Genomic DNA, 14233 nt, shown 5'->3' with positions numbered 1-14233 from the left:
CCGGGGTTCCGACGGCGCAGACCGACGCAGACCGGACCGCCGGCCGGGCGTCGCCACGGGCCGCCGGACGGTACGGTGACGCCGTGACCGCGATCACGGACGAGGAACGGAGCGCGGCCCGGAAGGGCCGGAACCACCGGATCGCGACAGCGGCGTGCTGGCTCGCCGTCGCGCCCGCCGCCGCCTGGGCGGCGCTCCGGCTGGCCGGGTCGGACCGGGGGCCGTTGGTGCAGGCGGTCGCCTTCACGCCGTACGTCGCGGCCGGTTCCCTGCTCCCCCTGGTGCTGGCGCTCGCCCTGCGAAGGTGGGCGGCGGCGGTGGTCGCGGCGCTCACGGCGCTGGCGCTCATCGGCGCGGTCGCCCCACGCGCGGTCGCCGCCCCACAGCCGGCGGCCGGCGGGCCGACGCTGCGGCTGCTCACCGCCAACCTGCTCAAGGGCAGCGCCGACCCGGCCCGGCTGATCGACCTGGTCCGCACGCAGCGGGTGGACGTGCTGACCGTGCAGGAGTTCACCCCGGAGATCGCGGCCGAACTGGACCGCCTCGGGCTGGCCGCCCTGCTGCCCCACCGGGTGCTGAACCCGGAGGTCGGCACCACCGGCTCCGGGCTGTACGCGCGTTTCCCGCTCGACGAGGGCGGGTTCCGGCGCAACCGGGGCTTCGGCTTCACCCAGGCGTACGGGACGCTGGCGGTGCCGGGCGCGCCACCCGTACGGGTGGAGTCGGCGCACCCGGCCGCCCCGTACGCCGTCAACGTGGTGCCGGACTGGCGGACCGACCTGCGCGGGCAGCCGCCGGCCACGCCACGGGGACGGCTGAGCATCCTGGCCGGGGACTTCAACGCCACCCTCGACCACGCCCCGCTGCGGAACCTGATCGACACCGGGTACGCCGACGCCGCCGACGCGGCCGGCGCCGGGCTCGCCGGCACCTGGGGCCCGTACGACGGCGACCCGATCCCGCCGGTCACCATCGACCACGTGCTGGTCGACCGGCGCATCGCGGTACGCGCCGTCAAAGTGCGCCCGGTGCCCGGCAGCGACCACCGCGCGGTCCTCGCCGAACTACGCCTCCCCGCCGCGCTGTAAGGAGGGGTCCCCTGTTATCGCCTGGCGATAACAGGGGACCCCTCCTTACACCCGGGCCCGGGAGAGGCCGTAGGTGAGGGCGTCGACGAGGGCGCGCCAGCTCGCCTCGACCACGTTCGGGTGCACGCCGACGGTGGTCCAGTCCCGGCCCACCCCGGCGGTCTCCACCAGCACCCGGGTCACCGCGCCGGTGCCGTGGCTGCCCTCCAGGATGCGGACCTTGTAGTCGGCCAGCTCGAAGTCGCGAAGCTCGGGGTAGTGCCGCACGAGCGCCACCCGCAGTGCCTCGTCCAGGGCGTTGACCGGGCCGTTCCCCTCGGCGGTGGCGATCACCCGCTCGCCGCGTACCCGGATCTTGACGGTGGCCTCGGAGACGACCGCGCCGTCCTCGCGGTGCTCGACCAGCACCCGGTACGACTCCAGAGCGAACGGCCGGGGCGCGGCCCGGTCCGGCAGCTCGGAGCGGACCAGCAGCTCGAACGAGGCGTCGGCGGCCTCGAACGACCAGCCGTCGGCCTCCAGCTCCTTGACCCGGTTGGTGACCGTGGTCAGGGCCTCCGGATGGCCGGACAGGTCCAGGCCCAGCTCGCGGCTCTTGAGCTCGACGCTGGCCCGTCCGGCCATCTCGGTCACCAGGATCCGCATGTCGTTGCCCACCACCGACGGGTCCACGTGGTTGTAGAGCAACGGGTCCACCTTGATCGCGCTCGCGTGCAGCCCCGCCTTGTGGGCGAAGGCGGCGGCCCCGACGTAGGCCTGGTGGGTGTCGGGGGCGATGTTGGCGATCTCCGCGATGGCATGCGAAACCCGCACCAGCTGTTCCAGGCAGCCCTCCGGCAGGACGGGCAGCCCGAGCTTGAGCTGGAGATTGGCGACGATCGCGAAAAGATCTGCGTTACCGGGGCGTTCGCCGTACCCGTTGGCGGTGCCCTGGAAGTGCCGGACTCCGGCCTCGACGGCGGCGATGGTGTTGGCCACCGCGCAGGCGGTGTCGTTCTGGGCGTGCATGCCGAGCAGCTCCGGCGCCACCCCGGTACGCGCGGTGACGTCCGTGATGGCGGCGGTGACCTGGGAGGGCAGCATCCCGCCGTTGGTGTCGCAGAGCACGAACCGCTCGGCCCCCGCGGCCAGCGCCGCCTCCAGCACGGAAGCGGTGTACGCCGGGTCGTGCCGGTAGCCGTCGAAGAAGTGCTCGCCGTCCACGAAGACCCGCCGGCCCTGCCGCACCAGGTGGCGCACCGTGTCCTGGATCATGGCGAGGTTCTCGGCGGCGGTGGTGCGCAGCGCCCGCTCGACGTGCCGGAGGTCCGCCTTGGCGACCAGCGCCACCGCCGGAGTCTCGGCGTCGAGCAGCCCACGCACCTGCGGGTCGGTCTCGACCGCCACCCCGGCCTTGCGGGTCGCGCCGAAGGCGACCAGGGTCGCGTGCTTGAGGTCCAGCTCGGTGCGGGCCCGCTGGAAGAACTCGGTGTCCTTGGGGACGGCGCCCGGCCAGCCGCCCTCGATGAAGCCGACCCCGAGGTCGTCGAGCAGGCGGGCCACCGCCAGCTTGTCGACCACCGAGTAGCTGAGCCCCTCGCGCTGGGCGCCGTCGCGTAGCGTCGTGTCGTACACCTGGAAGGTCATGGGAGTCCTCTTCTCGAAGCCTTGGGGGAGCAACAAAAAGACCCCCCGCGGATGCGGGAGGTCTGCGCGCTCGGCGAGAGGGAAGGCCGGCGCGCTAGTTGCCAATAATCAGGACGTGGCTGGTCACGATCGGTACTCTGCCACCCCGGCGCTGGTTCTGGGAGGCAAAATCCACATGCCGGGACGGTAACGGTGGGTGCTCATTACCCGATCGGGGGACGGATCCGGAGCAGCACCCGCCACTCGTGATCGACTTCACAAGTCAACCGGTCGCCACCAGGCGAAAACAGCACTGGGGAAGTATCTGGAACCGATCCAGTTACCGGCTTCCCGCCGCTGGTAAGCCGCTGTCAAGGAGGACCTGTGCTCACTGTCGGTGACCGCTTCCCCGAGTACGAACTCACCGCCTGCGTGTCGCTGGACGCCGACAAGGCGTTCGAGACGATCAACCACAAGTCCCACGAGGGCAAGTGGCGGGTGGTGTTCTTCTGGCCGAAGGACTTCACCTTCATCTGCCCGACCGAGATCGCCGAGTTCGGCCGCCTCAACGGCGAGTTCGCCGACCGGGACGCCCAGGTCCTCGGCGTCTCCGTCGACAACGAGTTCGTCCACTACGCGTGGCGCAAGGACCACCCGGACCTGCGCGAGCTGCCCTTCCCGATGCTCAGCGACATCAAGCGCGAGCTGACCGAGGCCTGTGGCGTACTCGGCGAGGACGGCGTCGCCCAGCGGGCCACCTTCATCGTCGACCCGAACAACGAGATCCAGTTCGCCATGGTGACCGCCGGCTCGGTCGGCCGGAACGTCTCCGAGGTGCTGCGGGTGCTGGACGCGCTGCAGACCGACGAGCTCTGCCCGTGCAACTGGAACAAGGGCGGCGCGACCCTGGACGCCACCGCGCTGCTCGCCGGCGCCGGGGCCTGACGATGAGCCTGGACGCCGTCAAGGCGGCGCTGCCGGACTACGCCAAGGACATCAAGCTCAACCTCGGCTCCACCATCGCCACCTCGACCCTCAAGCCGGAGCAGGCGTGGGGCACCGCCCTGGCCTGCGCGGTGGCGGCCCGCAACCCGATGGTGCTGAAGGAGATCGCCGCCGAGGCGGCCGGTCACCTCACGCCGGAGGCGGTCGAGGCGGCCAAGGGCGCCGCCACGATCATGGCGATGAACAACATCTACTACCGGGCCAAGCACCTCATCGGCGACGAGCAGTACGCGTCGATGCCGGCCCGGCTGCGGATGCAGATCATCGCCCGGCCGGGCGTGGAGAAGGGCGACTTCGAGCTGTGGTGCCTCGCCGTCTCGGCGATCACCGGCTGCGGCGTCTGCCTGGAGTCACACGAGAAGACGCTGCGCGCCGCCGGGTTCACCCGTGAGCAGGTGCACGAGGGGCTGCGTATCGCGGCCGTCGTGCACGCCGCCGCGGTGGCCCTCGACGCGGAGGCCGCGCTGGCCTGATCCGCCGGTGTAGCGACCTCCGCAACCGGGTACGAAGGGTCCGACAGGGCACATCCCCCGAAAAAGTCGAGAAAGGGAGTGGACGCCAATGGAGCGGCTCGACCCTCGAACGATTCACGGGACGCCGGACCCGCTGACCCAGGGCGGCCGGGGCGACCTCGCGGGCGGCACGCCGGCGGGGCGCTTCGATCCGTGGAGCTACCGGGACGACGCCGGGGTGTCCGGCGTCGACCTGGTCGGCTACAAGGTGGAGGCGAGTGACGGCGCTGTCGGCAAGGTCGACCGGGCCAGCCACGAGGTGAACTCCAGCTACCTCGTGGTCGACACCGGGCCGTGGATCTTCGGCAAGAAGGTCATGCTGCCGGCCGGCACCGTCAACCACGTCGACCACGACGAGCGGAAGGTCTACGTCGACCGGAGCAAGGAGCAGATCAAGGCCGCGCCCGAGTACGACGTGTCCACCGACGCGGATCCGGCGTACCGGGAGAAGCTCGGCGGGTACTACGACGACACGTACTCGTCGATCCCGCCGGATACCGCCCGGTGACCTGCGTCTGACGGCCGGCGGGGCACATCGAGGCCCCGCCGGCCGTTACCGTGTCTGGGGTGGACGCCACGGACACTCCGCATCGGAGCCCCTTTCCCGCCCTGTTCAACTTCCGTGAGGTCGGCGGGCTGACCGGCCAGGACGGACGGACCGTCCGCCGGCGCCGGCTCTACCGCTCCGACTCGTTGCACCGGATCGACGAGACCGACCGGGCGGCGTTCACCGCTCTCGGCATCCGCACCGTGATCGATCTGCGCCGCCCCACCGAGGTGACCCGCGACGGCCGGGTGCCCGCGTACGACGGGCTCGCCTACCGACACATCCATCCCGAGCACCAGGACTGGGCCGAGCAGCCGTACTCACCGGGCACCAGCCTGGCCCGCTACCTGGCCGACCGGTACGCCGACCTCGCGCGGACCGGCACCGCCGGGCTGGCCGAGGCGGTCGGCCTGATCGCCGACAGCGCCAACCTGCCGGTGGTGGTGCACTGCGTCGCCGGCAAGGACCGCACCGGGATCGTCTGCGGCCTCACCCTGGCCGCGCTCGGCGTCGCCGACGACGACATCGCCGCCGACTACGCGCTGAGCACCGAGGCGTCCGCCCGGTTCAGCGCCTGGGTCGCGGCCACCATGCCGACGGCCGAGGAACTGCCGCCGCCGTTCCTCGCCTCCCCCGCCGAGACGATGATCCTGTTCCTCACCGAGTTGCGCGACGGGTACGGGTCGATCGAGGGCTACCTGCGCCACGCCGGCGTGACCGACACCCAACTGGCCGCGCTCCGCGACCACCTGCTCGACTGACCGCACCCCCACCCGCCGTCCGGCCACCTCGCGGGCCGCTGCGCGCCGCGCCCGGTCGCGCTCGCTCCGGGATGGTGGCCTCTCATCGCGGCGAGGCCACCACAGCCGCGTTCGAGCGCGATCCCGGCAGGCGGCATTCCCCGGGGTGTCCGCAGGGGACGCCCCCGGGGATGGGCGGTGGCGGGTCAGAGCACCCGATGCACCCAGCCGTGCCGGTCCTCGACCCGGCCGCGCTGGATGTCGACCAACTGCTGCCGCAGGGTCATCGTGAAGCGTCCCGGCTCGCCGCCGCCGACGAGGAACTCCCCGTCGGGGAAGCGCACCCCGCCGATCGGGGTGATCACGGCGGCGGTGCCGCAGGCGAACACCTCGCGCAGCCGACCGCTGGCCGCGTCCGCCTGCCAGTCGGCGATGCTGACGGGCCGTTCCTGCACCCGGTGCCCGGCCTCGGCGGCCAGGGTCAGGACCGCGTCCCGGGTGATGCCCGGCAGGATGGTGCCGGTGAGCGGCGGGGTGACCAGGGTGTTGTCGTCGTAGACGAAGAAGACGTTCATGCCGCCCAGCTCGTCGATGAAGCGCCGCTCCACCGCGTCCAGGAAGACCACCTGGTCGCAGCCCGCCTCGATCGCCTCGGCCTGGGCGACCAGCGAGGAGGCGTAGTTGCCGCCGCACTTGGCCGCGCCGGTGCCACCCGGCGCCGCTCGCGTGTAGTCCGGGGAGGCCCAGACCATGATCGGCTTGACCCCGCCGGTGAAGTAGGCCCCGGCCGGGGAGGCGATGACCGCGTAGAGATACTCGTTGGCCGGGCGGACGCCGAGGAAGACCTCGCTGGCGAACATGAACGGCCGCAGGTAGAGGGTGCTGTCCTCGTCCTCCGGGACCCAGTCCTTGTCGATCTCGACCAGCCGGCGCAGCGACTCGACGAACGTCGCCGGCGGCAGCTCGGGCATGGCCAGCCGCTGGGCGGACGCGACGAAACGGGCCGCGTTCGCCTCCGGACGGAACAGGGTCACGCCCCCGTCCGCGGTCCGGTACGCCTTCAGCCCTTCGAAGATCTCCTGCGCGTAGTGCAGGACCGCGGCGGCCGGGTCCATCGGAATCGGGGCGCGCGCCTCCACCCGGGCGTCGTACCAGCCCTTGCCGTCGGCGTACCGGATCGTCACCATGTGGTCGGTGAACACCCGGCCGAACCCGGGGTTCGCCAGCAGGGCGGCCCGGTCGGCGGCGGATACCGGCGCGGGATTCGGACGGATCTCGAAATCGAGCTTGTCACCACCGCTCATCGCGCTGACCTCCCTGAGGGTCCTCACGGCATGCGCCATCGCACGCCGGCGTCACTGGTGCCAGAAACTTACCCCGAACGGTCGTTCAGCGGATAGGTACGTCCCGGCACACCGGCTGCGCACAACGGCGAAGCGGTGGCCGACACATTGCTGCCCGGACGGGTCTGGCGGCCCGGATCCGGGCCGACGCGAGCGGCCCGGTCAGCCTACGGCGTACCCGGCGAGCCGGTCGCCGACCTCCTCGGTGCGCACCGGCGCCCCCGGGGTACGGCCGGCCAGCTCGGTGGCGACGGCGGCGGTGACCCGCGCGGCGGCGTCGGCGTGGCCGAGCTGGTCGAGCAGGAGCGCGGCGGAGAGCACCGCGGCGACCGGGTCGGCGACGCCCTGGCCGGCGATGTCCGGCGCGGAGCCGTGCACCGGCTCGAACATCGACGGGTAGCGCCCCTCCGGGTTGATGCAGCCGCTGGCCGCCAGCCCGATGCCGCCGGTCACCGCGGCGGCGATGTCGGTGAGGATGTCGCCGAAGAGGTTGTCGGTGACCACCACGTCGTACCGCTGGGGCTGGGTGACCAGGAACATCGCGGCGGCGTCGACGTGCTGGTATTCGGTGGCCACGTCCGGGTGCTCGGCGGCGACGGCCTCAAAGGCACGCGCCCACAGCGAGCCGGCGTGGGTCAGCACGTTGGTCTTGTGCACCAGGGTGACCTTGCGGCGCTCCCGGCGGCCGGCCCGGGCGAAGGCGTCCCGGATCACCCGCTCGACGCCGTGCCGGGTGTTCAGGCTCTCCTCGGTGGCCACCTCGGCGGGGGTGTCCCGGTGCAGCGAGCCGCCGGCGCCGGCGTACAGGCCCTCGGTCCCCTCGCGGACCACGACCAGGTCGACCTCGCCCGGCTTGACGGCGGCCAGCGGCCCGGGCACGCCGGGCCAGAGGCGCGACGGGCGCAGGTTGACGTACTGGTCGAAGGCGAAGCGGAGCTTGAGCAGCAGGCCGCGCTCCAGCACGCCGGGCGGCACCGTCGGGTCGCCGACCGCGCCGAGCAGGATGGCGTCGTGGCCGGCCAGCTCGTCGAGGACCGAGTCGGGCAGCACCTCACCGGTACGGTGGTAGCGTGCCGCGCCGAGGTCGTACTCGGTGGCCGTCACGCCGGGCAGCACGGCATCGATGACCTTGCGGGCCGGCTCGACCACCTCGGGTCCGATCCCGTCCCCGGCCACCACCGCGATCCGTGCCACTGGTGCTCCTCACCTCGTCGTTCAGCGCAACGGTACGCCGCCGTCCCGCCTCCCGGTACGAGCCTTCCAATATTCGGGATTAGAGATGCTCAGGAGGCTCCCAGGTGGCATTCATGTTGCGATCATCTCCACTACCTATGGTCGATGCTGACCGGGGTCGACGGGGCCCGGGACCGGCTTCGCCGCGGCGCTGCGGCGTCGTCAGCGAGGGAGCAGGTGCGATGCGGATCGAAGCGCAGCGGCGAACCCACTGGAGTGACGTGCAGCCGCGCACCCGGTGGATCGACCAGCCCTCCGTCCTGAGCCGACCCGATCTGCGCCTCGGCGCCCGCAGCCACCGCCTGGACCGGGCCGGCGGCAGCGCCCTCGACCGGATCAGCGTCCGGCACACCGTCCGCACCTCGACCGCCGAGTACACCCTGCTGCTCAACGCGCCCGACTGGCTGGGCCGGCGGGGCGTCGGGGAAGCGCTACGGGACGCCGTCGCCGAGCTGCGCGCCATCGACCTCACGTACGGGCCGAACCAGCCGGACAGCCTGGTGTCGAAGTTGCGCCGGGGCGAGATCAGCCCCGAGTCGTACCCTCCGCTGGCCGACCTGGTGGACCGCTGCGCCGCGATGCGGGCCGCGACCGACGGGTGGTTCGACGCCTGGGCGGTGCCGGGCGGCTTCGACCCGGGCGGGCTGCTCGGCGGCTGGGCGGTGGAGCGGGCCGCGGCCCGGCTGCGGGCGGCCGGCGTCCACGACTACGCCGTGCTCAGCGGCGCCGACCTGACCGTACGCGGCCAGGCGCCGCACGGCGGTCCGTGGCGAGTCGCCGTGCACCACCCGACGGAGGCGCGCCGGGCTCCGCTGATGCTGGAGATGACGGCCGGCGCGGTGGGCACCTCCGGGGTGACCGGTCGCCGGGGGCACGTGGTGGACCCGCACACCGGCGAGTCGGCCGACCAACTCCTCGCCGCCACCGTGGTGGGCCCGGACCTCGCGGTGGCCGACGCCTACGCCACCGCCCTCTACGCCGCCGGACCGGCCGGGCTGGCCTGGTTCCGCAGCGGCTCGGACTACCGCGTGCTCTTCGCCGACCGCCGACGGTAGGGCGCGACCTGCCCTCGTCGCCCCGGCCGGGGACCGGGACGCGATCGGCCCCCACGGTCTCGGCAACGACTGTGGAGGCCGGTCAGCGACGAGTGCGCGTGGCTCGCGCAACCGAGGGGTGCGGGCCGGCGGGCCGGACGCCCGACCGCGCCACCCGAAGACGGGCCGGAGTCTCAACTCAGCCAGTGACCGCACGGGTACGCTAGCGAATCGACGCAACTCGACGCAAGAGTCTCCACAGCGGACCTTCCCGTTACCCGGTCTCACGGCCGGGCGACAACCCGCTGGCGGGGGCAGGGATGACGGGCGGCCGCCGGGAATGGCACAGTGTCCGCCGTGAGTTTCGATCTGAGCGTGTGGGCCCTGCCCGCCGGGGCCACACCCGACCAGGTACGGGCGGCGGTGCAGCGGTGCCGCGAGGGGCGGCACGTCCAGCAGCACCCCGACCCGAGACTGGTCGGCTTCTACCGGGCGATCACCGCCGCGTATCCGGACCGCCCAGCCGGTCCGGGCACCCCGTGGGAGGTCGCCCCGCTGCACACGGCCTGCGACCACATCGAGATGAACCTCGTCCCGACCTGCGAGGACCAGGTGCTGCTCGACATCGAGCGGCTGGCCGCCGAGCACGACCTGATGCTCTTCGACGCCCAGGACGGCACGGTCTACCCACCGCCGACCCGCGTCACCCCCTGACCTCGGCCCGTACGACGAGGGGCCCGGCCTGCCGGCCGGGCCCCTGATCAGTCGTGTGCGGACTACTCGTCGCGCAGGTCGGCCGCGCTGGCCGCGACCGCGCCGATCGAATCGGCGGCCGAGCTGAGCAGGTCCGCGCCGAGCGCCTGGTCGACGGTGAGCGTCATCAGCGTCTCGCCACCGGCCTCCCGGCGGGCGACCTGCATGGCCGCGATGTTGACCCCGGCCGCGCCGAGCAGGGTGCCGACGGTGCCGACCACGCCCGGCCGGTCGGCGTAGCGCAGGAAGACCAGGATGCCCTCCGCGCCGATCTCCACGGCGAAACCGTCCACCTCGGTCAGCTTGATGACGTCACGGGTGCCGGCGTGCGTCACCGTGCCGGAGACGCTGACCGTCCGGCCGTCCGGCAGCGCGCCGCGCACCGTCACCAGGTTGGGGTGCTCGGTCGTCTCGGCGTGCGTGGTCAGCGCCACCTCGACCCCGCGCTCGGCGGCCAGGTGCGGGGCGTTGACGTAGGTGACCTGCTCCTCAACGACGGAGCTGAACAGGCCCTTGGTGGCGGCGAGCTTGAGCACCGACACGTCGTGCGTGACGACCTCGCCGCGCACCTCGACGGTGACGCTGGCGGCCACCCCGCCGGCCACCGCGGTGAAGGCCCGGCCGAGCTTCTCGGCCAGCGGCAGCAGCGGCCGGACGTCCTCGGCCACCACACCGCCGGCCTGCACGTTCACCGCGTCCGGCACGAACTCGCCCTGGAGCGCCAGCTTGACGCTCTTGGCCACGGCCAAGCCGGCCTTGTCCTGCGCCTCGTGAGTGGAGGCGCCCAGGTGCGGGGTGGCCACCACGTTGTCGAAGGCGAACAGCGGAGAGGAGGTGCAGGGCTCCTTCGCGTACACGTCGACGCCGGCGCCGGCGACCCGGCCCTCGGCGATCGCGTCGGCCAGGGCCTGCTCGTCGACCAGGCCACCGCGGGCGGCGTTGACGATCCGGACGCCCGGCTTGACGATCGCCAGCTCCTTCTCGCCGATCAGGCCGACCGTCTCCGGCGTCTTGGGCAGGTGGATCGAGATGAAGTCGCTCTCCCGCAGCAGCTCCTCCAGACCGACCAGGCGGACGCCGAGCTGCGCGGCGCGGGCCGGCTGGATGTACGGGTCGTACGCGATCAGCCGGGTGCCGAAGGCGGCGATGCGCTGCGCGAACAGCACCCCGATGCGGCCGAGGCCGACCACGCCGACGGTCTTGCCCTGGATCTCCACGCCGGTGTACTTGGACCGCTTCCACTCCCCCGCCTTGAGCGCGGCGCTGGCGCTGGCGGTGTTGCGGGCCACGGCGAGCAGCAGCGCGACGGCCTGCTCCGCGGCGGAGACGATGTTGGAGGTGGGCGCGTTGACGACCATGACGCCCCGTGCGGTGGCGGCCGGCACCTCGACGTTGTCCAGGCCGACGCCGGCCCGGGCGACCACCTTCAGCCGCGGCGCGGCGGCGATCGCCTCGGCGTCGATCTGCGTGGCGCTGCGTACGATCACCGCGTCGGCCTCGGAGAGCGCGGAGAGCAGGGCCGGACGGTCGGTGCCGTCAACGTGACGCACGTCGAAGTCGTGTGCGAGCACCTCAATGGCGGCGGGGGCGAGTTCTTCGGCGATCAGTACGACAGGATTCATCGGTCCTCGTAGACGCTCGTATGCGGTCAGCCTGGCACGCCGGGGCGCCGCGCTGCGCCCTGCGCTGATCCGTGCCGTGGCCGTCAGGTGCGGGCTACACACCTATGAAGGATCGTAGGGGGCGGTTCCGGTGGCGTGTCCCAGAGTGCGGGGTGAGCGCCCTCACACACTCGTGCCGTCGGTCGGTCATCCCCCGTTCACCCGGTCCAGCGCTGGCGCCGTTGGAGTACAACGAATGCCGATGCCCACACGGGGAAAGGAAAACGCCTTGCCACTCGGTGTCCGTGTCGCGCTGCTACGCCGGCTGGCCCGGCACGCCCCGCTCCGGTACGCCCCGCGGCTGGCCGAGGCGTTGGTCACCCGGTCCCAACAGGTGAGCATCCGAAACAGGTTCACCGCCCGGCGCACCGCCGCCGCCGAGGAGGCGGTGGCCCTCTACCGCCGGCTCGAAAACGATCACCCGGGCCGGCACCGGGTCGGCCTCGCCCGGGCCCTGGTGGCGCAGGCCGCCGTCCCCGACGACCACACCGTCGCCGCCGCGATCGCACAGGGACGAGAGGCGATCGGCTACGTCGAGGACGGCGACAACCGCGAGGCGCTGGTCGTCCTCGCCGAGGCCCGACGGCTCGTCGCCGCGTCGCTGTACTCCACCGGCTCGGTACGGGAGGCGCTGCGACTGGCGCTCCGCGCCCGGGCGACCTGGTTGAGCTGCCGACCGCTCGGGGCCGGTGAGCGGATGGGGCTGGCCCGGACGCTGATCGTGATCGGCGACTGCCGGGCCGCGCTGGGCCGGCCGGACGAGGCGCTCGCCGCCCATCAGGAGGCGGTGGACCTCTACCGCGCGCTCCCCCTGCTCAAGCAGACCCGGTGGGCGCCGACGGGCCAGTTGGCGGCAGCCGGGCTGGCGGAGAGCCTGGCCGCCGTGGAGCGCTGGGAGGACGCGCTCGTCGTCGCCGAGGAAGTCCGCGGCGAGCTCCAGAGCCGGACCTGGCTGCGTCTACAGCCCCGGCAGGCCCGGCTGGGATCGAGCAGAGCACCGACTGACGGCGGTGGCGCGCCCGGCGCCGGGGAGAGCCCCGGGCGCGCCACCCGCCTTGCCAGGGCCGGTCAGGCGGTCTCGGTGATGGGCCGGTCGACCCAGCTCATCATGGCGCGCAGCTTCTGCCCGGTCTCCTCGATCGGGTGCGCCGCGCCCTCGGCCCGCCACTTGGCGAAGTTCGGCCGGCCGGCCTCGTCCTCGGCCACCCACTCGCGGGCGAACTCGCCAGACTGGATCTCGCCGAGAATCTTGCGCATCTCCTCCTTGACCCGGGAGTCGATGATCCGGGGGCCGCGGGACAGGTCGCCGTACTCGGCGGTGTCCGAGATGCTGTAGCGCATCCGGGCGATGCCGCCCTCGTACATCAGGTCGACGATGAGCTTCAGCTCGTGCAGGCACTCGAAGTAGGCCACCTCGGGGGCGTAGCCGGCCTCGGTGAGCACCTCGAAACCGGTCTGCACCAGCGCGGCCGCACCGCCGCAGAGCACCGCCTGCTCGCCGAAGAGGTCGGTCTCCGTCTCCTCGGTGAAGGTGGTCTTGATCGCGCCGGCCCGGGTGCCACCGATCGCCTTCGCGTACGCCAGGGCCAGGCCGAAGGCACTGCCGCTGGCGTCCTGCTCGACGGCGACCAGGCAGGGCACGCCCTTGCCGTCGACGTACTGGCGGCGGACCAGGTGACCCGGGCCCTTCGGGGCGACCATCGCCACGTCCACGTCGGCCGGCGGCTTGATCAGGCCGTACCGGATGTTGAAGCCGTGGCCGAAGAAGAGCGCCTTGCCGGCGGTCAGGTTGGGGGCGATCGCCTCGGCGTACAGGCCGCGCTGGGCGGTGTCCGGCGCCAGGATCATGATGACGTCGGCCTCGGCCGCCGCCTCGGCCGGCGTGAGCACCCGCAGGCCCTGCTCCTCGGCCTTCGGCCGGCTCTTCGAACCGACGGGCAGGCCGATCACCACGTCGACGCCGGAGTCGCGCAGCGACAGCGCGTGGGCGTGGCCCTGGCTGCCGTACCCGATCACCGCGACCTTGCGGCCCTGGATGAGACCCAGGTCGGCGTCGTCGTCGTAGTACACCTCAACGCTCATTGTGACTTCCCTTTCGTACGGCGGTGCCCGGCGGCCCGTCGTGGACTTGTGCGGTGGATGTGGCGCTCGGGCGCCGGTCGGATCGGGTCAGGCGGCACGCAGCGCGGGACCGGCGGTGATCGAGCGCGAGCCGCGCCCGATCGCCACCGTGCCGGACTGCACCATCTCCTTGATGCCGAGGGGTTCGAGGTCACGCAGCAGCGCGTCGAGCTTGTCGGGAGTGCCGGTGGCCTCGATGGTCAGGGTGTCCGGGGCGACGTCGACCACCCGGGCGCGGAACAGGTTCACCGTCTCCAGCACCTGGGCGCGGGCGTTGCGGTCCGCGCGGACCTTCACCAGCAGCAGCTCCCGGGCCACCGAGACCTGCGGATCCAGCTCGACGATCTTGAGTACGTTGACCAGCTTGTTGAGCTGCTTGGTCACCTGCTCCAGCGGGGACGACTCGGCGTTGACCACGATGGTGATCCGGGAGACGTCCGGGTTCTCGGTCTCCCCGACGGCGAGACTGTCGATGTTGAAGCCCCGCCGGGAGAACAGCCCGGAGACCCGGGCCAGGACACCGGGCTTGTTCTCCACCAGCACGGACAGGGTGTGCAGATTCATGCCTCGACCTCGCTGAACTTGATGATT

13 protein-coding genes are annotated in these 14233 nt (G+C 72.5%); 7 read left to right on the top strand and 6 right to left on the bottom strand.

Features of this window, described 5'->3' with window-relative positions; genetic code table 11:
• The first annotated feature begins 92 nt into the window (after positions 1–92).
• Positions 93–1088 (top strand): endonuclease/exonuclease/phosphatase family protein, encoded by a 996-nt coding sequence (locus GA0070604_RS06185; protein ID WP_091126933.1) that lies wholly within the window; start codon positions 93–95, stop codon positions 1086–1088.
• A gap of 45 nt (positions 1089–1133) precedes the next feature.
• On the opposite strand, the gene cimA is transcribed toward GA0070604_RS06185, so the two are convergent.
• Positions 1134–2714 (bottom strand): citramalate synthase, encoded by a 1581-nt coding sequence (gene cimA, locus GA0070604_RS06180; protein WP_091115559.1) that lies wholly within the window; start codon positions 2712–2714, stop codon positions 1134–1136.
• A gap of 363 nt (positions 2715–3077) precedes the next feature.
• Here cimA and GA0070604_RS06175 point away from each other — a divergent pair, with 363 nt between their 5' ends.
• From GA0070604_RS06175 to GA0070604_RS06160, 4 genes are all read left to right on the top strand, one after another.
• Positions 3078–3638, top strand: coding sequence for a peroxiredoxin (locus GA0070604_RS06175; RefSeq protein WP_091115555.1), 561 nt, complete (start codon positions 3078–3080; stop codon positions 3636–3638).
• 2 nt (positions 3639–3640) lie between these two features.
• Positions 3641–4171, top strand: a complete 531-nt coding sequence (gene ahpD / locus GA0070604_RS06170) for an alkylhydroperoxidase, AhpD family (RefSeq protein WP_091115552.1) — start codon at positions 3641–3643, stop codon at positions 4169–4171.
• An 88-nt stretch (positions 4172–4259) separates the two neighbouring features.
• Complete coding sequence (locus GA0070604_RS06165; RefSeq protein WP_091115549.1) at positions 4260–4718, top strand: PRC-barrel domain-containing protein; 459 nt, start codon at positions 4260–4262, stop codon at positions 4716–4718.
• 50 nt (positions 4719–4768) lie between these two features.
• Positions 4769–5518 carry a tyrosine-protein phosphatase gene (locus tag GA0070604_RS06160; protein WP_377594171.1) on the top strand — a complete coding sequence of 250 codons (750 nt, stop codon included), beginning with the start codon at positions 4769–4771 and terminating at the stop codon, positions 5516–5518.
• Positions 5519–5703: 185 nt separating this feature from the next.
• Here the strand turns inward: GA0070604_RS06160 and GA0070604_RS06155 are convergent, their stop codons facing one another.
• Positions 5704–6801: a branched-chain amino acid aminotransferase gene (locus GA0070604_RS06155; RefSeq protein ID WP_091115542.1), complete on the bottom strand. Its 1098-nt coding sequence runs from the start codon at positions 6799–6801 to the stop codon at positions 5704–5706.
• A 201-nt stretch (positions 6802–7002) separates the two neighbouring features.
• Positions 7003–8034 carry a 3-isopropylmalate dehydrogenase gene (locus tag GA0070604_RS06150; protein ID WP_091115538.1) on the bottom strand — a complete coding sequence of 344 codons (1032 nt, stop codon included), beginning with the start codon at positions 8032–8034 and terminating at the stop codon, positions 7003–7005.
• Positions 8035–8255: 221 nt separating this feature from the next.
• On the opposite strand from GA0070604_RS06150, the gene GA0070604_RS06145 reads away from it, so the two are divergent.
• A complete protein-coding gene (locus GA0070604_RS06145) occupies positions 8256–9128 on the top strand; it encodes an FAD:protein FMN transferase (protein ID WP_091115535.1) in 873 nt (290 codons plus the stop codon).
• Positions 9129–9464: 336 nt separating this feature from the next.
• The gene (locus GA0070604_RS06140; protein ID WP_091126932.1) at positions 9465–9821 is read left to right on the top strand and encodes a hypothetical protein; all 357 of its coding nucleotides are present in this window, start codon (positions 9465–9467) and stop codon (positions 9819–9821) included.
• A gap of 62 nt (positions 9822–9883) precedes the next feature.
• Here the strand turns inward: GA0070604_RS06140 and serA are convergent, their stop codons facing one another.
• The 3 genes from serA to ilvN all read right to left on the bottom strand — a co-directional run bounded on the left by serA (position 9884) and on the right by ilvN (position 14206).
• On the bottom strand, positions 9884–11482 hold the full coding sequence (gene serA / locus GA0070604_RS06135) for a phosphoglycerate dehydrogenase (protein ID WP_091115531.1): 1599 nt from the start codon (positions 11480–11482) through the stop codon (positions 9884–9886).
• Between the two features lie 1107 nt (positions 11483–12589).
• On the bottom strand, positions 12590–13603 hold the full coding sequence (gene ilvC / locus GA0070604_RS06125; protein WP_091115525.1) for a ketol-acid reductoisomerase: 1014 nt from the start codon (positions 13601–13603) through the stop codon (positions 12590–12592).
• An 87-nt stretch (positions 13604–13690) separates the two neighbouring features.
• Positions 13691–14206: an acetolactate synthase small subunit gene (ilvN, locus tag GA0070604_RS06120; RefSeq protein ID WP_091115522.1), complete on the bottom strand. Its 516-nt coding sequence runs from the start codon at positions 14204–14206 to the stop codon at positions 13691–13693.
• Positions 14207–14233 lie beyond the last annotated feature (27 nt).

It is taken from the genome of Micromonospora eburnea, assembly GCF_900090225.1.
Classification (GTDB): Bacteria; Actinomycetota; Actinomycetes; order Mycobacteriales; family Micromonosporaceae; genus Micromonospora; species Micromonospora eburnea.
The sequence above is the reverse complement of the archived record's forward strand: the minus strand, read 5'-3'. Positions and strand labels throughout refer to the sequence as shown.